The 17,182-nt window shown below is 63.6% G+C and carries 13 protein-coding genes; all 13 read right to left on the bottom strand.

Annotated features, from left to right (window positions below):
* Positions 1-10: 10 nt before the first annotated feature.
* The gene (rplV, locus tag ACILRJ_RS08615; RefSeq protein WP_395682401.1) at positions 11-340 is read right to left on the bottom strand and encodes a 50S ribosomal protein L22; all 330 of its coding nucleotides are present in this window, start codon (positions 338-340) and stop codon (positions 11-13) included.
* A 14-nt stretch (positions 341-354) separates the two neighbouring features.
* Positions 355-633, bottom strand: coding sequence for a 30S ribosomal protein S19 (gene rpsS, locus ACILRJ_RS08610; protein ID WP_395682399.1), 279 nt, complete (start codon positions 631-633; stop codon positions 355-357).
* 3 nt (positions 634-636) lie between these two features.
* The gene (gene rplB, locus ACILRJ_RS08605; RefSeq protein ID WP_395682397.1) at positions 637-1,464 is read right to left on the bottom strand and encodes a 50S ribosomal protein L2; all 828 of its coding nucleotides are present in this window, start codon (positions 1,462-1,464) and stop codon (positions 637-639) included.
* A 12-nt stretch (positions 1,465-1,476) separates the two neighbouring features.
* Positions 1,477-1,767 (bottom strand): 50S ribosomal protein L23, encoded by a 291-nt coding sequence (gene rplW / locus ACILRJ_RS08600; protein ID WP_395682395.1) that lies wholly within the window; start codon positions 1,765-1,767, stop codon positions 1,477-1,479.
* Positions 1,764-2,366, bottom strand: coding sequence for a 50S ribosomal protein L4 (gene rplD, locus ACILRJ_RS08595; protein ID WP_395682393.1), 603 nt, complete (start codon positions 2,364-2,366; stop codon positions 1,764-1,766). Before rplD ends, rplW begins: the two co-directional genes overlap by 4 nt.
* Before the next feature lie 10 nt (positions 2,367-2,376).
* Positions 2,377-3,021, bottom strand: coding sequence for a 50S ribosomal protein L3 (rplC, locus tag ACILRJ_RS08590; protein ID WP_395682391.1), 645 nt, complete (start codon positions 3,019-3,021; stop codon positions 2,377-2,379).
* A 20-nt stretch (positions 3,022-3,041) separates the two neighbouring features.
* Positions 3,042-3,353, bottom strand: coding sequence for a 30S ribosomal protein S10 (rpsJ, locus tag ACILRJ_RS08585; protein WP_395683066.1), 312 nt, complete (start codon positions 3,351-3,353; stop codon positions 3,042-3,044).
* 386 nt (positions 3,354-3,739) lie between these two features.
* On the bottom strand, positions 3,740-4,930 hold the full coding sequence (gene tuf, locus ACILRJ_RS08580; protein ID WP_395682370.1) for an elongation factor Tu: 1,191 nt from the start codon (positions 4,928-4,930) through the stop codon (positions 3,740-3,742).
* An 89-nt stretch (positions 4,931-5,019) separates the two neighbouring features.
* Positions 5,020-7,110: an elongation factor G gene (gene fusA / locus ACILRJ_RS08575; protein WP_395682389.1), complete on the bottom strand. Its 2,091-nt coding sequence runs from the start codon at positions 7,108-7,110 to the stop codon at positions 5,020-5,022.
* Positions 7,111-7,284: 174 nt separating this feature from the next.
* Positions 7,285-7,752 (bottom strand): 30S ribosomal protein S7, encoded by a 468-nt coding sequence (rpsG, locus tag ACILRJ_RS08570; protein WP_395682387.1) that lies wholly within the window; start codon positions 7,750-7,752, stop codon positions 7,285-7,287.
* Between the two features lie 76 nt (positions 7,753-7,828).
* A complete protein-coding gene (gene rpsL, locus ACILRJ_RS08565) occupies positions 7,829-8,203 on the bottom strand; it encodes a 30S ribosomal protein S12 (protein ID WP_182531202.1) in 375 nt (124 codons plus the stop codon).
* Positions 8,204-8,502: 299 nt separating this feature from the next.
* Entirely contained in the window at positions 8,503-12,708 is a 4,206-nt protein-coding gene (gene rpoC / locus ACILRJ_RS08560; protein ID WP_395682385.1) for a DNA-directed RNA polymerase subunit beta', read from the bottom strand.
* A gap of 110 nt (positions 12,709-12,818) precedes the next feature.
* Positions 12,819-16,988: a DNA-directed RNA polymerase subunit beta gene (gene rpoB, locus ACILRJ_RS08555; protein WP_395682383.1), complete on the bottom strand. Its 4,170-nt coding sequence runs from the start codon at positions 16,986-16,988 to the stop codon at positions 12,819-12,821.
* Positions 16,989-17,182: the final 194 nt, after the last annotated feature.

Genomic DNA, 17,182 nt, shown 5'->3' with positions numbered 1-17,182 from the left:
GTCCTGTGCCTTATTCGCCGACAACCACGGTGATGTGGCTGGTGCGCTTGGAGATGCGGGAACCGCGGCCCTTGGCGCGTGCATGCATGCGCTTGAGGATCGCACCCTCGTCGACGAAGATCTTCGCGACCTTTAGCTCGTCGACGTCCGCACCGAGGTTGTTTTCGGCGTTCGCGACTGCCGACAGCAGCACCTTCCTGATCAGGTGCGCGGCCTTCTTGTCGCTGAACTGCAGCAGGTTGGTCGCGCGACCGACCGGCATGCCACGCACCTGGTCGGCGACCAGACGCGCCTTCTGCGGGGAAATGCGCGCACCGCGCAGGATCGCTTTGGCTTCCATCGTGCTCACCGTCGTCACTTCTTGGCCTCGGCGGCCTTTTTGTCGCCACCGTGGCCCTTGAACGTGCGCGTGAGCGCGAATTCACCGAGCTTGTGGCCGACCATGTTTTCATTGACCAGCACTGGAACGTGCTGGCGACCGTTGTGAATGGCGAGCGTGAAGCCGACCATCTCGGGCACGATCATCGAACGACGCGACCACGTCTTGATCGGCTTCTTGGTATTGCCCGCGACCTCGACCTTCTTCATCAGGTGGTGGTCGACGAACGGACCTTTCTTCAGTGAACGAGCCATTGCTTAACCCCTGCGATCGCGGACGATGAACTGCGTCGTGCGCTTGTTCTTGCGAGTCTTGTAACCCTTGGTCGGCATGCCCCACGGCGACACCGGATGCGGGTTGCCCTGGCCTGCCTTCGCTTCACCACCACCATGCGGATGGTCGACCGGGTTCATCGCGGCACCGCGAACGGTCGGGCGCACACCGCGCCAGCGCGATGCACCGGCCTTGCCGAGCTTCTCGAGGTTGTGCTCCGAGTTGCCGACTTCACCGATGGTGGCGCGGCACTCGGCCGGCACCTTGCGCATTTCGCCGGAGCGAAGGCGCAACGTGGCATAACCCTGCTCGCGTGCGACCAGCTGCGCCGAAGCGCCCGCCGAACGCGCGATCTGCGCACCCTTGCCCGGCTTCATCTCGATGCAATGCACGGTCGAGCCGATCGGGATGTTGCGCAGCGGCAGCGAATTGCCGACCTTTATCGGCGCATCGTGGCCGGACATCAGCTGATCGCCGACCTTCGCGCCCTTGGGCGAGATGATGTAGCGACGCTCGCCGTCCACGAACAGCAGCAGCGCGATGTGCGCGGTGCGGTTCGGATCGTACTCGATGCGCTCGATGCGGCAGGCAATGCCTTCCTTGTCGCGCTTGAAGTCGATGATGCGGTAGTTCTGCTTGGAACCGCCGCCCTTGTGGCGCGTGGTGATGCGGCCATAGTGGTTGCGGCCGCCGGTCTTCGACTGCGACTCGGTCAGGGGACCGTACGGGTCACCCTTGTGGAGGCCAGGCGTGAATACGCGCACAACGGCGCGGCGTCCAGCGGAAGTCGGTTTTACTGTAATCAATGCCATGGGTGGATCACCTTACGCCTTGGCCGAAACATCGATGGTCTGGCCATCGGCGAGTCGCACATATGCCTTGCGCTTGTTGCTGCGCGTGCCGGCGCGATTGCGGAAAGCCCTGGCCTTGCCTTTCACATTCACCAGGTTGACCGACTGCACCTCGACGCTGAACAGTCCTTCCACCGCCGCTTTCACATCGGCCTTGGTCGCGGACTGCGCAACTTCGAACACGTATTGGTTGAGTTCCTGCAGGCGCGCACTCTTTTCGGAGATGTGCGGCGCACGCAGGACGCTGAAGAGATGCTCTTTCATGCCAGCCATTCCTCAATGCGCTTGAGCGATTCGACGGTCATAACGACCTTGTCCGCACCGACCAGGCTGACCGGATCGAGCGCCGCGACGTCGACGATGTGCAAATACGGCACGTTGCGCGCGGCGAGGAACAGCGCCTCGGGCGCGTTCTCGGCAACCAGCACGACGCGACCGCTTGCCTTGAGCTCGTCGAGCTTGGCAGCCATCAGCTTCGTCTTCGGCTGTTCGATGCCGAACGATTCGACCAGCGAGAGGCGGCCCTGGCGATTCAACTCGGAAAGGATCGAGACCATCGCGCCGCGGAACATCTTGCGGTTGACCTTCTGCGCGAACGAACGCGGCTTGGCCGCGAACGTGACGCCACCACCGCGGAAGATCGGCGCCTTGAGCGCGCCGTGGCGCGCGCCGCCGCCCTTCTGCTTCTTCGATTTCTTGGTCGTTCCGTTCACTTCCGAACGCGTCTTCTGCGCCTTCGTGCCGGAACGGCCTGCATTGCGATACGCGACGACGACCTGATGCACGAGGTCTTCGCGAAATTCCTTGCCGAACACTCCTTCGGACAAGGTGACGGGCTTGGCGCCAGCGACATTCAGTTCCATGGCGTCCTCCTTACTTCGACTTCGCGGCGGGACGGATGATCACGTGGCCGCCCGGAGCACCCGGGACCGCGCCCTTGATCGCGATCAGATGGCGCTCGGTGTCGATCTTCACGACCTCGAGGTTCATCGCCGAGCGATTGACGTTGCCCATCTGGCCGGACATCTTCTTGCCCGGGAAGACGCGACCCGGCGTCTGGCGCTGGCCGATCGAGCCCGGCGCGCGATGCGACAGCGAGTTGCCGTGCGTCGCGTCACCCATCGAGAAGTTCCAGCGCTTGATCGTGCCCTGGAAGCCCTTGCCCTTGCTGACGCCGGCGACGTCGACCTTCTGGCCGATCGAGAAGATCTCCTCGGCCTTCAGTTCGCCACCGAGCGGAAACTTGCCCAGCTCGCCGGCTTCGACGCGGAACTCCCACAGGCCACGCCCGGCGGTCACGTTCGCCTTGGCGTAGTGACCGGCAAGCGGCTTGCTGATCAGTGCCGCGCGCTTCGCGCCCGCAGTGACCTGCACGGCGCTGTAGCCGTCGGATTCAACCGTCTTCACCTGCGTCACGCGGTTCGGCGTCGCTTCGATCAGCGTCACCGGCACCGAACGGCCATCTTCGGTGAAGACGCGGCTCATGCCGCATTTACGACCCACCAACCCAATACTCATGGTCTGTCTCTGCCTTGCCTTCAGTGCAGCTTGATCTGGACGTCGACGCCGGCCGCGAGGTCGAGCTTCATCAGCGCGTCCACGGTCTTGTCGTTCGGATCGACGATGTCCATGACACGCTTGTGCACGCGCGTCTCGTACTGGTCGCGCGCATCCTTGTCGGCGTGCGGCGACACCAGAATGGTGTAGCGCTCGATCTTGGTCGGCAGCGGGATCGGGCCAAGAACCTGCGCGCCGGTACGCTTCGCCGTCTCGACGATTTCGCTCGCGGAGCGGTCGATCAGGCGATGATCGAAAGCCTTGAGCCGGATACGAATCTTCTGGTCCGCCATTGCCGTGTCCTTGAATCTGAAAGAACGCTGTTCATCGACAGCGGGGTTCGCTGAACCCTGCCCGCCGCGCCCTACGGGGGCGGCCTTCAATACCTGTTGCAGACTACGAAAAATTGAGCGGGCCGATGTCGGTCCGCTCAATCTTGAAACCCTTTCGCATCCGACTACCACCTTTGGGGCGCCCGGTCTTGCAAACCGGGATCGGCGCGGTCGACGTCCTGTCGGCGAACTCGAAGCGCTTCCTGCGCCTCATTTCGCTGTTTTTGCCGTCCGGCACGAGGACCAGAACGGCGATGAGCTTTCTACTATAGCAAGATGCTTTTCGAATTGGAAGCTTTCGGGGAGTCGGAATCCGCTTTTCGCGGACTCCGATTCCGCATCCAGACCTACTGGACGATCTTCGCCACCACGCCGGCGCCGACCGTGCGGCCGCCCTCGCGGATCGCGAAGCGCAGGCCTTCGTCCATCGCGATCGGCGCGATCAACGTCACCACCATCTTCACGTTGTCGCCCGGCATCACCATCTCGACGCCTTCCGGCAGCTCGCACGCACCCGTCACGTCCGTCGTACGGAAGTAGAACTGCGGACGGTAGCCCTTGAAGAACGGCGTATGACGACCGCCCTCGTCCTTCGACAGCACGTACACTTCCGCCTCGAACTTCGTGTGCGGCGTGATCGAGCCCGGCTTCGCCAGCACCTGGCCGCGCTCCACTTCGTCGCGCTTCGTGCCGCGCAGCAGCAGGCCCGCGTTGTCGCCCGCCTGGCCCTGGTCCAGCAGCTTGCGGAACATCTCCACGCCCGTCACCGTCGTCTTGACCGTCGGACGGATGCCCACGATCTCGATTTCCTCGCCCACCTTGATCACGCCACGCTCGATGCGGCCCGTCACCACCGTGCCACGACCCGAGATCGAGAACACGTCCTCGACCGGCATCAGGAACGGCTTGTCGATGTCGCGCTGCGGCTCCGGAATCCACGTGTCCAGCGCGTCCACCAGCTTGATGATCGCCGGCACGCCGATTTCCGACTGGTCGCCTTCCAGCGCCTTCAGCGCCGATCCCTTGATGATCGGCGTGTCGTCGCCCGGGAAGTTGTACTTCGACAGCAGCTCACGCACTTCCATCTCGACGAGCTCCAGCAGCTCCGCGTCGTCGACCATGTCCGCCTTGTTCAGGAACACCACGATGTACGGCACGCCGACCTGGCGCGCCAGCAGGATGTGCTCGCGCGTCTGCGGCATCGGACCGTCCGCCGCCGAACACACCAGGATCGCGCCGTCCATCTGCGCCGCACCCGTGATCATGTTCTTCACGTAGTCCGCGTGGCCCGGGCAGTCCACGTGCGCGTAGTGCCGGTTCGGCGATTCGTATTCCACGTGCGCCGTCGAGATCGTGATGCCGCGAGCCTTCTCTTCCGGCGCCGCGTCGATCTGGTCGTACGCCTTGAACTCGCCGCCAAAACGCTCCGCACCGATCTTCGTCAGCGCCGCCGTCAGCGTCGTCTTGCCGTGGTCGACGTGGCCGATCGTGCCCACGTTCACGTGCGGCTTCTTGCGCTCGAATTTTTCCTTCGACATGGCTCAGAACCTCAAAACAAAGATTTGTTAATCAGTGCGGCCACGGATGGCCGCTTCTCGATTTTCGCGATCAGTAACGATCGCACCCATCAACTCTTCTTGATTACCGCTTCAGCAATGCTGGTCGGCGCTTCCGCGTAGTGGTCGAATTCCATCGTGAACGTCGCGCGACCCTGCGACATCGAGCGCAGGCTGGTCGCGTAACCGAACATCTCGCCGAGCGGAACCATCGCGTTGATGACCTTGCCCGACGGCGAATCGTCCGAACCTTGCAGCAGGCCGCGACGACGACTCATGTCGCCCATCACGTCGCCCATGTAGTCCTCGGGCGTCACCACCTCGACCTTCATGATCGGCTCGAGCAGGACCGGATTGGCCTTGTTGAAACCTTCCTTGAAGCCCATCGAACCGGCGATCTTGAACGCCATTTCGTTGGAGTCGACCTCGTGGTACGAACCATCGACCAGCTTGATCTTGATGTCGACGACCGGGTAGCCCGCCATCGGACCGCTGGTCATCGCTTCACGGATGCCCTTGTCGACCGCCGGCACGTATTCCTTCGGCACCGAACCGCCGACCGTCACGTTCTCGAACACGTAACCCGCGCCACGTTCCTGCGGCTCGATCTCCAGCACGACGTGGCCGTACTGGCCCTTGCCGCCCGACTGGCGCACGAACTTGCCTTCCTGCTTGACCGCCTTGCGGATGGTTTCGCGGTAGGCCACCTGCGGCTTGCCGACGTTCGCTTCGACGTTGAACTCGCGCTTCATGCGGTCAACGAGGATTTCCAGGTGCAGCTCGCCCATGCCCGCGATGATGGTCTGGCCCGATTCCTCGTCGGAACGAACGCGGAACGACGGATCTTCCTGTGCGAGACGCGACAGGGCGATGCCCATCTTTTCCTGGTCCGACTTCGTCTTCGGCTCGACCGCCATCGCGATGACCGGCTCCGGAAACACCATGCGCTCCAGCGTGATGACGTTGTCGGTCGCGCACAGCGTGTCGCCGGTCGTGACGTCCTTCAGGCCGACCGCAGCGGCGATGTCGCCGGCGCGGACTTCCTTGATTTCGCTGCGCTCGGCCGCGTGCATCTGCAGGATGCGACCGACACGCTCCTTCCTGCTCTTGACCGGGTTATAGACGGTGTCGCCCGAATTCAGCACGCCCGAATACACGCGGAAGAACGTCAGCGAACCGACGAACGGGTCGGTCATGATCTTGAACGCGAGCGCGGAGAACGGCGCCTCGTCGACGGCGTTGCGCGAATCTTCCTTCTCGTCCTCGTCGATGCCCTTGACCGGCGGACGATCGGACGGAGCCGGCAAATAGCGCACGACGGCGTCAAGCATAGCCTGGACGCCCTTGTTCTTGAACGCGGTGCCGCAGAACACCGGAATCAGCTTGTTGGCGACGACCGCGGCGCGGATGCCGGCATGGATCTCGTCCTCGGACAGCGAACCTTCGCCGAGGTACTTGTCCATGAGTTCTTCCGACGTCTCGGCAGCCGACTCAACCAGGTACGAATGCGCCTTCGCGCAGACTTCCTGCAGGTTGGCCGGAATGTCGCGGTACTCGAACGACATGCCCTGCGACTCGACGTCCCAGTAGATCGCCTTCATCTTGACCAGGTCGATCACGCCCTCGAAATTCTCTTCGGCGCCGATCGGCACCTGCATCGGCACCGGATTCGCGCCAAGACGCGCCTTCAGCTGGCCGACGACCTTGTCGAAGTCCGCGCCGGTGCGATCCATCTTGTTGACGAACGCGAGACGCGGCACGCCGTACTTGTTGGCCTGACGCCAGACGGTCTCGGACTGCGGCTGCACGCCGCCGACCGCGCACAGCACGAACACCGCGCCGTCGAGCACGCGCAGCGAGCGCTCGACCTCAATCGTGAAGTCGACGTGCCCGGGGGTGTCGATGATGTTGAAACGATGCTGCGGGAACGAACGGTCCATGCCGGTCCAGAAGCAGGTCGTCGCGGCCGACGTGATCGTGATGCCGCGCTCCTGTTCCTGCTCCATCCAGTCCATGGTCGCCGCACCTTCATGCACTTCGCCAATCTTGTGATTGACGCCGGTGTAGAAGAGGATGCGTTCGGTCGTGGTCGTCTTGCCGGCATCGATGTGGGCCATGATGCCGAAATTGCGGTAGCGTTCGATTGGGGTGGTGCGAGCCATAGTCTACCTTCGCAGGGCTTCCCGCCCCGCTCCTCGACGGTCTTCCGAGACCGTGCTTGTAAATTGAAAAGTCCGGCGTGGATGCCGGTCTGTCCTTCGCCGTCAGGGACGACGGCAAAAGATACGCATGCCGGTTCGTACTTTGCCGTCAGGGCTGACGGCAAAGATCAGCCATTACCAGCGGTAGTGCGAGAACGCCTTGTTCGCTTCCGCCATGCGGTGCGTCTCTTCGCGCTTCTTCACCGCGCCACCGCGGTTCTCGGAAGCTTCGAGCAATTCCGCCGCGAGCTTGCGCGGCATCGTGTTCTCGCCGCGCTTGCGCGCCGCGTCGATCAGCCAGCGCATCGCCAACGCGGTACGGCGCGTCGAACGCACTTCGACCGGCACCTGATAGGTCGCACCGCCGACGCGGCGGGACTTCACCTCGACCGCCGGGGCGACGTTGTTGAGCGCCTTCTCCACCAGCGCGACCGGCTCCGCATGCTTCTCGCCGATGGCATCCAGCGCGCCGTAGACGATCTGCTCAGCGACCGACTTCTTGCCGCTCTGCATGACCATGTTGATGAAGCGCGCAATGACCTGGCTGCCGTGCTTGGGATCCGGCAGCAGTTCGCGGGTGGGGGTATTGCCTTTGCGGGACATAGCTTCTTCTCAATGATGCGGCCACGGGGGCCGCTTGATACTCAAGCGCACGAGCGCCTGTGTGGAATAGAACGGATCAGGATTTCGGACGCTTCGCGCCGTACTTCGAACGGCTCTGGCGACGCTTGGTGACGCCCGCGGCGTCGAGGCTGCCGCGCACAGTGTGGTAGCGCACGCCGGGGAGGTCCTTCACGCGACCGCCGCGGATCAGCACGACCGAGTGTTCCTGCAGGTTGTGCCCTTCACCACCGATGTAGCTGATGACCTCGAAGCCGTTGGTCAGGCGCACCTTGGCGACCTTGCGCAGGGCCGAGTTCGGCTTCTTCGGCGTGGTCGTGTAGACGCGTGTGCACACGCCGCGACGTTGCGGGCAGTTCGCCAGCGCCGGAGACGCACTCTTGTAGGTCTTCGGGCTGCGCGGCTTGCGTACCAGCTGATTGACTGTTGACATGCGTTTGAACCGTGCCTGCGAAATTCTGGGAAGAAATCCCGGGATATCCGGGAAACAAAAGGCAGGCCGAATGAAAATCGGCCTGCCAAGACGAAAGAGTATAACGTGCGGCTGACAAAACGGTCAACCGCGCGCCCGGCATCCTGCGCTCGAACACGAGGCGATCCCTTCGCCTCATTTCGATGTCTTGAACATCCACCACGCGCCGATTTCACCACCCCGCAACAGGGAACCCGGGACCTTTGGTCCGAGGGCGCCCACTCTCGCGGGCTGGTCGGTCGGCAGCGGCGGGAACCGCCTCAGTGCGCGTCGCCGTCTTCGGCGACCGCTTCGGCCACGGAGCTCGTGGAACCGAGCGTTTCGCGTTCCTGATCGGTCAGCGCACCCTGCTTGCTGCGCCGCTGGGCGTGGTAAGCAAGGCCGGTGCCGGCTGGAATCAAGCGTCCGACGATAACATTTTCCTTGAGGCCACGCAAGGTATCGCGCGTTCCACGTACGGCCGCCTCGGTCAGCACGCGCGTCGTCTCCTGGAACGACGCGGCCGAGATGAACGACTCGGTCGCGAGCGAGGCCTTGGTAATGCCGAGCAGGACCGGGATCATCTCCGCGACCCGCTCGCTGCGGGCCTCGGCGCGGATGTTCTCCTCCAGCAAGCGCGAACGGTCGACCTGCTCGCCACGCAGGAAGCGCGTGTCGCCAGCCACCGCGATCTCGACCTTGCGCAGCATCTGGCGAATGATCGCCTCGATGTGCTTGTCGTTGATCTTCACGCCCTGCAGGCGATAGACGTCCTGGATTTCCTTGACCAGATAGGCCGCCAGCGGCTCGACGCCGAGCAGGCGCAGGATGTCATGCGGATTCGGTTCGCCGTCGACAATGGTCTCGCCCTTCTCGACGTGCTCGCCTTCGAACACGATGACGTGGCGCCACTTCGGAATCAGTTCCTCGTGCTCGTTGCCGTCCGTGTCACGGATGATCAGGCGCTGCTTGCCCTTGGTGTCCTTGCCGAAGCTGATGATGCCGGAGCGCTCGGCGAGGATCGCCGGCTCCTTCGGCTTGCGCGCCTCGAACAGGTCGGCGACGCGCGGCAGACCACCGGTGATGTCGCGCGTCTTGGACGTTTCCTGCGGAATACGCGCGACGACGTCGCCGACGCCGACTTCTGCGCCGTTCTGCAGCGAGACGATCGCACCCGCGGGCAGGAAGTACTGCGCCGGGATGTCGGTACCCGGAAGGCGCAGCTCACCGCCCTTCTTGTCGACCAGACGCACCATCGGACGAAGGTCTTTGGCGAGGCCGCCACGACGCTTCGGATCCGTCACGACGGCACTGGCGAGGCCGGTCAATTCGTCGACCTGCTCCTGCACGGTGATGCCGTCCTGGAAGTCGATGAAGCGGACGACGCCGGCGACTTCCGAGACGATCGGATGGGTATGCGGATCCCACTTCGCGACGGTCTGGCCGGCCTTGACCGCAGCGCCGTCCTTGAAGTCGATGACAGCGCCATAGGGCACCTTGTAGCGCTCGCGCTCGCGACCGTGGGTATCCATCACCGACAGTTCGCCGGAGCGCGACACCGCCACCAGATGGCCGGCGCTGTGCGCGACCGTCTTGAGGTTGGTGAACTTGAGCGCGCCGGTCGTCTTGACCTGCACGTTGTCGACCGCTGCGGCGCGCGACGCGGCACCACCGATGTGGAACGTACGCATCGTCAGCTGCGTGCCGGGTTCGCCGATCGACTGCGCGGCGATGACACCGACCGCTTCGCCGATGTTCACACGGTGGCCACGCGCGAGATCGCGCCCATAGCACATCGCGCAGACGCCGAAGCGCGCGTCGCAGGTGATCGGCGAACGCACCAGGATCGACTGCACGCCGGCTGCTTCAAGACGCTCGACCATCGCTTCGTCGAGCAGCGTGTTGCGCAGCACGATCGGATCCTCGTCGTTGCCGGGCGCGAACACGTCCTCGGCGACGACACGACCGAGCACGCGGTCCTTCAGCGCCTCGACAACGTCGCCGCCTTCGACGATCGGCGCCATGGTCAGGCCGGAGCGGGTATCGCAATCGATGCTGGTGACGACCACATCCTGCGCGACGTCGACCAGACGGCGCGTGAGGTAACCCGAGTTCGCGGTCTTGAGCGCGGTATCGGCCAAGCCCTTGCGCGCGCCGTGGGTCGAGTTGAAGTACTGCAGGACGTTGAGGCCTTCGCGGAAGTTCGCCTTGATCGGAGTCTCGATGATCGACCCGTCCGGACGCGCCATCAGGCCGCGCATGCCGGCAAGCTGACGAATCTGCGCCGCGCTGCCACGCGCGCCGGAGTCGGCCATGATGAACAGCGAGTTCATCGACTTCTGCTCGACCGTCTCGCCCTTGGCGTTCTTGACCTCGTCCGAGCCGATGCCCTTCATCATCGCCGCGGCCACCTTTTCATTGGTGCGCGACCAGATGTCGACAACCTTGTTGTAGCGTTCGCCGGCGGTGACGAGACCGGACTGATACTGCTGCTGGATCTCGGTGACTTCCTTCTCGGCTTCCTCGAGGATGCCCTTCTTCTCCGCCGGGATCTTCATGTCGTCGATGCCGATCGACATGCCCGCACGGGTCGCGTAGTGGAAGCCGGTGTACATCAGCTGGTCCGCGAACACGACCGTGTCCTTGAGGCCAAGGCGACGGTAGCACTGGTTGATCAGGCGCGAGATCGCCTTCTTGGTCAGCTCGATGTTGGCGAGCGCGAACGGAAGGCCGTCCGGCAGGATCTCGGCCAGCAGGGCGCGACCGACCGTGGTATCGACCAGCGCCGTCTTCTCGGTGCGCTTGCCGGCGTCGTCGATCTCGACCTGGCGCAGGCGCACCTTCACCTTCGCGTGCAACTCGACCTTGCGGTTGTCGTAGGCGCGATGGACTTCGGCGACGTTCGCGAACGCCATGCCCTCGCCCTTGCGGTTCTCCAGCGCACGCGTCATGTAGTACAAGCCGAGCACGACGTCCTGCGAAGGCACGATGATCGGCTCGCCGTTCGCCGGCGAGAGGATGTTGTTGGTCGACATCATCAGCGCGCGCGCTTCCAACTGCGCTTCGAGCGACAGCGGCACGTGCACGGCCATCTGGTCACCGTCGAAGTCGGCGTTGAACGCCGTACACACGAGCGGATGCAGCTGGATTGCCTTGCCTTCGACCAGCACCGGCTCGAACGCCTGGATGCCGAGGCGGTGCAGGGTCGGCGCGCGGTTCAGCAGCACCGGATGCTCGCGGATCACCTCTTCGAGGATATCCCACACTTCCGCGCTCTCGCGCTCGACCAGCTTCTTCGCCGCCTTGATCGTGGTGGCAAGGCCGCGACGCTGCAGCTTGGAGAAGATGAACGGCTTGAACAGCTCGAGCGCCATCTTCTTCGGCAGGCCGCACTGGTGCAGCTTGAGGGTCGGACCGACCACGATGACCGAACGGCCGGAGTAATCGACGCGCTTGCCGAGAAGGTTCTGGCGGAAACGGCCCTGCTTGCCCTTGATCATGTCGGCGAGCGACTTGAGCGGGCGCTTGTTGGTGCCGGTGATCGCGCGGCCGCGACGTCCGTTGTCCATCAGCGCATCGACCGCTTCCTGCAGCATGCGCTTCTCGTTGCGCACGATGATATCCGGCGCGTTGAGCTCGAGCAGGCGCTTCAGGCGATTGTTGCGGTTGATGACGCGACGGTACAGGTCGTTGAGGTCCGACGTGGCGAAGCGGCCACCGTCGAGCGGCACCAGCGGACGCAGGTCCGGCGGCAGTACCGGCAGCACGGTCAGCACCATGAATTCAGGACGATTACCAGACTCCTTGAACGCCTCGACCAGCTTGATGCGCTTGCTCAGGCGCTTCAGTTTGGTTTCGGAATTGGTCGACTGGATTTCCTCGCGCAGGCGGATTTCCTCTTGCGCGAGATCAATCGTCTTCAGGAGTTCGTACACGGCTTCCGCGCCCATGCGCGCGTCGAAATCGTCACCATGTTCCTCGACCGCCTGCAGATACTGCTCTTCGTTGAGCAGCTGGCCGCGCTCGAGCGAGGTCATGCCCGGCTCGACGACGACGTAGGCTTCGAAGTACAGGATGCGCTCGATGTCACGCAGGGTCATGTCGAGCATCAGGCCGATGCGCGACGGCAGCGACTTCAGGAACCAGATGTGCGCAGTCGGCGATGCAAGCTCGATGTGGCCCATGCGCTCGCGGCGCACCTTGGCCAGCGTCACCTCGGTGCCGCACTTCTCGCACACGACGCCGCGGTGCTTCATGCGCTTGTACTTGCCGCACAGGCACTCGTAGTCCTTGATTGGGCCGAAGATCGCGGCACAGAACAGGCCGTCGCGTTCCGGCTTGAACGTGCGGTAGTTGATCGTCTCGGGCTTCTTCACTTCGCCGAACGACCACGAGCGGATCAGGTCCGGCGAGGCCAGCGCGATCTTGATCGAATCGAAATCGAGCGACTGGCGCTGCTGGTTGAAGAGGTTGAGCAAGTCTTTCATTTGTGACTCCGGGATTCGGGATTCGAGATTCGGGATGGGTCAGAAGCCGGGGATTCGGGATTTCGGGGGCCGCGTGGGCGACTACCGAAACCCCATCCCCGATCCCCGTCCTATCTCTCTTCCAGCTCCATGTTGATCGCCAGCGAGCGGATTTCCTTCACGAGCACGTTGAAGGATTCCGGCATGCCGGCCACCATCTCGTGGTCGCCATCGACGATGTTTTTGTACATCTGGTTGCGGCCGGAAACGTCATCGGACTTGACCGTGAGCATTTCCTGCAGCGTGTACGCCGCGCCATAGGCCTCGAGCGCCCAGACTTCCATTTCGCCGAAGCGCTGACCGCCGAACTGCGCCTTGCCACCCAGCGGCTGCTGCGTGACGAGCGAGTACGGGCCGGTCGAGCGCGCGTGCATCTTGTCGTCGACGAGGTGGTTGAGCTTGAGCACGTGCATGTAGCCGACCGTGACCGAGCGATCGAACGCTTCGCCGGTGCGGCCGTCGTACAGCGTGGTCTGGCCCGACTCGGGCAGATCCGCCAGCTTCAGCATCGCCTTGATCTCTTCCTCGAAGGCGCCGTCGAATACCGGCGTCGCCATCGGCACGCCTTCGGTCAGGTTCTGCGCGAGTGTCAGCAGTTCCTCATCGGTCAGCGACTTCAGGTTGACGTGATGGCCGGCCGCGGCCTCCTTGCTTGCGTTCGAGTTGTAGACCTCGTCGAGGAACTTGCGCAGCTCCGCGACCTTGGCCTGAGCCTTGATCATGCGGTCGATCTTCTCGCCCAGCCCCTTCGCGGCCCACCCCAGGTGGACTTCGAGGATCTGGCCGATGTTCATTCGCGACGGCACGCCGAGCGGGTTCAGCACGATGTCGACCGGACGACCGTCTTTCGCATACGGCATGTCCTCGACCGGAACGATCATAGACACGACACCCTTGTTGCCGTGGCGACCTGCCATCTTGTCGCCCGGCTGGATGCGGCGCTTCACGGCGAGGTAGACCTTGACCATCTTCAGCACGCCCGGCGCGAGGTCGTCGCCGGCGGTGATCTTCGCCTGCTTCGCCTTGAAGCGCTGCTCGAACTCCTCCTTGTGGCGCTTGATCTGCTCCTGCGCGCGTTCGAGGAACTCGGCCGCGTCCTCGTCCTTCATGCGGATCGCGAACCACTCGTCCTTCTTCAGGCCGTCGAGGTAGTCATTGCTGATCTCGGCGCCCTTCTTCAGGGTGCCCGGGCCACCGTTCGCGGCCTTGCCGACGAGCGCCGAACGGAGGCGGTTGTAGATCGCGCCTTCGAGGATGCGGAACTGGTCGTCGAAGTCCTTCTTGATGCGCTTGATCTCCATCTCTTCGATCTGGCGCGCACGCTTGTCCTTCTCGATGCCGTCGCGGGTGAACACGGTCACGTCGATGACGGTGCCGTCCATGCCCGGCGGCACGCGCAGCGAGCTGTCCTTAACGTCGGAGGCCTTCTCGCCGAAGATCGCGCGCAGGAGCTTTTCCTCCGGCGTCAGCTGCGACTCGCCCTTCGGCGTGACCTTGCCGACCAGGATGTCGCCTGCCTTCACTTCGGCGCCGATATAGACGACACCAGACTCGTCGAGGCGCGCGAGCGCCTGTTCGCCGACGTTGGGGATGTCGGCCGAGATTTCCTCCGGGCCGAGCTTGGTGTCACGCGCAATGCAGGTGAGTTCTTCGATGTGGATCGTGGTGTAACGATCCTCCTCGACCACGCGCTCGGAGAGCAGGATGGAGTCCTCGAAGTTGTAGCCGTTCCAGGGCATGAACGCGACCAGCATGTTCTGCCCGAGCGCGAGCTCGCCGAGGTCGGTGGACGAGCCATCCGCGAGCACGTCGCCAGCCGCAACGCGGTCGCCGACGTTCACGAGCGGACGCTGGTTGAGGTTCGTGTTCTGGTTCGAGCGCGTGTACTTGGTCAGCGTGTAGATGTCGACGCCGGCGTCGTTGTCGCCGATCTCGGCTTCGTTCACGCGCACCACGATACGAGCCGCGTCGACCTGGTCGATCACGCCAGCGCGCTTCGCCGCGACGGTGACGCCCGAATCGCGCGCAACCGCGCGCTCGATGCCGGTGCCAACCAGCGGCGTCTGAGAGCGCAGCGTCGGCACAGCCTGGCGCTGCATGTTGGCGCCCATCAGCGCGCGGTTCGCGTCATCGTGCTCAAGGAACGGCACCAGCGCAGCCGCGACCGACACGGTCTGCATCGGCGACACGTCCATGTAGTTGATCTCGCTGGCCGGACGCAATTCCGACTCACCGCGGAAGCGACACGACACGAAATCTTCGACGAACGTGCCGTCCTTGTTCAACGGCGAGTTCGCCTGCGCGATTACGTATTCGCCCTCGTCGATCGCCGACAGGAATTCGACCTGGTTGGTGATCTTGCCGTGATTCACCTTGCGGTACGGCGTCTCGAGGAAGCCGTAGTCGTTGGTGCGCGCATACACCGCGAGCGAGTTGATCAGGCCGATGTTCGGGCCTTCAGGCGTCTCGATCGTGCAGACGCGACCGTAATGCGTCGGATGCACGTCGCGCACTTCGAAACCGGCGCGTTCGCGCGTGAGGCCGCCCGGACCGAGCGCCGAAACGCGGCGCTTGTGGGTGACTTCCGACAGCGGGTTGTTCTGGTCCATGAACTGCGAAAGCTGCGAGGAGCCGAAGAACTCCTTTACGGCTGCCGCCACCGGCTTGGCGTTGATCAGGTCCTGCGGGGTGAGGCCGTCGGCCTCCGCCAGCGACAGGCGCTCCTTGACCGCGCGTTCGACGCGCACGAGGCCGATGCGGAACACGTTCTCGGCCATTTCACCGACCGAACGAACGCGCCGGTTGCCGAGGTGGTCGATGTCGTCGACGATGCCGCGACCGTTGCGGATCTCGATCAGCACCTTGATGACGTCGAGGATGTCCGAGCCCTTGCCGAACTCGCGCACCAGCGACTTCGAGTTCTCGTCATTGCGCTCGCCGAAATACTTGCCGTCGAACAGGATGCCCGGGCCCTTGTCGTCCTTGCGGCCGACGCGACGGTTGAACTTCATGCGACCGACGCGATCGAGATCGTAGCGCTCGGGCGAGAAGAACAGGTTCTGGAACAGGTTCTGCGCGGCGTCCTTGGTCGGCGGTTCGCCCGGGCGCATCATGCGATAGATCTCGACCAGCGCCTCGAGCGGCGTCTTGGACGGATCGATGCGCAGGGTCTTGGAGATGTAGTCGCCACGGTCGAGGTCGTTGACCCACAGCGTGGCGATCTTGTCGGCCCCGGACTTGCGGAACGCCTCGAGGTGGGCGTCGTTGATCTCGTCGTTGGCGGAGGCCAGCAACTCGCCAGTCTTGGTATCCACGACGTCGTGCGCGAGGATGCGCCCGACGAGGTATTCGTCCGGCACTTCGAGCGACTTGATCGCCGCCTTCTCGAGCTGCTTGACGTGACGCGCAGTGATTCGCTTTCCGGCCTCGACGATCACGCTGTCATCGATGCGCAGATCGAAGTTCAGCGTCTCGCCGCGCAGGCGCTCGGCGACGAGATCGAGCTTGGCACTGTCCTTCTTGCCGAGGTGGAAGACGTTCTTCTCGAAGAAGATGTCGAGCATCTCCTCGTTGGTATAGCCGAGCGCGCGCAGCAGCACGGTCACCGGCAACTTGCGGCGACGGTCGATGCGGGTGAACAGCGCATCCTTCGGATCGAACTCGAAGTCCAGCCACGAGCCACGGTAGGGAATCACGCGCGCGCTGTAGAGCAGCTTGCCCGAGCTGTGCGTCTTGCCGCGGTCGTGGTCGAAGAACACGCCCGGTGAACGGTGCAGCTGCGAGACGATAACGCGCTCGGTGCCGTTGACGATGAAGGTGCCGGTGTCGGTCATGAGCGGCAGTTCGCCCATGTAGACTTCCTGCTCCTTCACATACTTGATCGCCTTGTTCGACGATTCCTTGTCGTAGATGACCAGGCGCACGGTCACACGCAACGGTGCACCGTAGCTCATGCCGCGCGAGCGGCATTCGCGCTCGTCGAACGGTGGCTCGCCGAGGCGATAGTTGACGTACTCGAGTGCCGCACTGCCGGAATAGCTGGTGATCGGGAACACCGAACGCAGCGCGGCATGCAGCCCCTTGTCGTCGCGTGCATTCGGATCGACTTCGGCCTGCAGGAACTCGCGATACGAGTCGACCTGGATGGCGAGCAGGAAAGGAACACCGAGCACCGGCGGACGCTTGCCGAAATCCTTGCGGATACGCTTCTTTTCGGTGAAGGAGTAGGTCGTCTGGGTCATGAGGAGCACACCTCGTACGGCGGGCGACGGCGGCACGTCGCTGGGAAAGGACCGGCGGAGAAACGGACATCGGAAATGGCGTGGGGAACCTCGTTAGATGAGGACTCCGTCGCCATTTCCCATGCCCATTCAGCGTCGCCGCAACGGGCAAAGCCCGGGAGCTTTCGCCCCCAGGCTCTTTGTTTCGTCATTCC

It is taken from the genome of Dokdonella sp., assembly GCF_044227025.1.
In the GTDB taxonomy this organism is placed as follows: domain Bacteria; phylum Pseudomonadota; class Gammaproteobacteria; order Xanthomonadales; family Rhodanobacteraceae; genus Dokdonella_A.
Note: the sequence above shows the minus strand (reverse complement) of the source record. Positions and strands in the feature narration are given on the sequence as shown.

Bases quoted from the DNA above. Each gene is read 5' to 3' on its own strand.
- rplV (WP_395682401.1), bottom strand. From the start codon at position 340: ATGGAAGCCAAAGCGATCCTGCGCGGTGCGCGCATTTCCCCGCAGAAG.
- rpsS (WP_395682399.1), bottom strand. From the start codon at position 633: ATGGCTCGTTCACTGAAGAAAGGTCCGTTCGTCGACCACCACCTGATG.
- rplB (WP_395682397.1), bottom strand. From the start codon at position 1,464: ATGGCATTGATTACAGTAAAACCGACTTCCGCTGGACGCCGCGCCGTT.
- rplW (WP_395682395.1), bottom strand. From the start codon at position 1,767: ATGAAAGAGCATCTCTTCAGCGTCCTGCGTGCGCCGCACATCTCCGAA.
- rplD (WP_395682393.1), bottom strand. From the start codon at position 2,366: ATGGAACTGAATGTCGCTGGCGCCAAGCCCGTCACCTTGTCCGAAGGA.
- rplC (WP_395682391.1), bottom strand. From the start codon at position 3,021: ATGAGTATTGGGTTGGTGGGTCGTAAATGCGGCATGAGCCGCGTCTTC.
- rpsJ (WP_395683066.1), bottom strand. From the start codon at position 3,353: ATGGCGGACCAGAAGATTCGTATCCGGCTCAAGGCTTTCGATCATCGC.
- tuf (WP_395682370.1), bottom strand. From the start codon at position 4,930: ATGTCGAAGGAAAAATTCGAGCGCAAGAAGCCGCACGTGAACGTGGGC.
- fusA (WP_395682389.1), bottom strand. From the start codon at position 7,110: ATGGCTCGCACCACCCCAATCGAACGCTACCGCAATTTCGGCATCATG.
- rpsG (WP_395682387.1), bottom strand. From the start codon at position 7,752: ATGTCCCGCAAAGGCAATACCCCCACCCGCGAACTGCTGCCGGATCCC.
- rpsL (WP_182531202.1), bottom strand. From the start codon at position 8,203: ATGTCAACAGTCAATCAGCTGGTACGCAAGCCGCGCAGCCCGAAGACC.
- rpoC (WP_395682385.1), bottom strand. From the start codon at position 12,708: ATGAAAGACTTGCTCAACCTCTTCAACCAGCAGCGCCAGTCGCTCGAT.
- rpoB (WP_395682383.1), bottom strand. From the start codon at position 16,988: ATGACCCAGACGACCTACTCCTTCACCGAAAAGAAGCGTATCCGCAAG.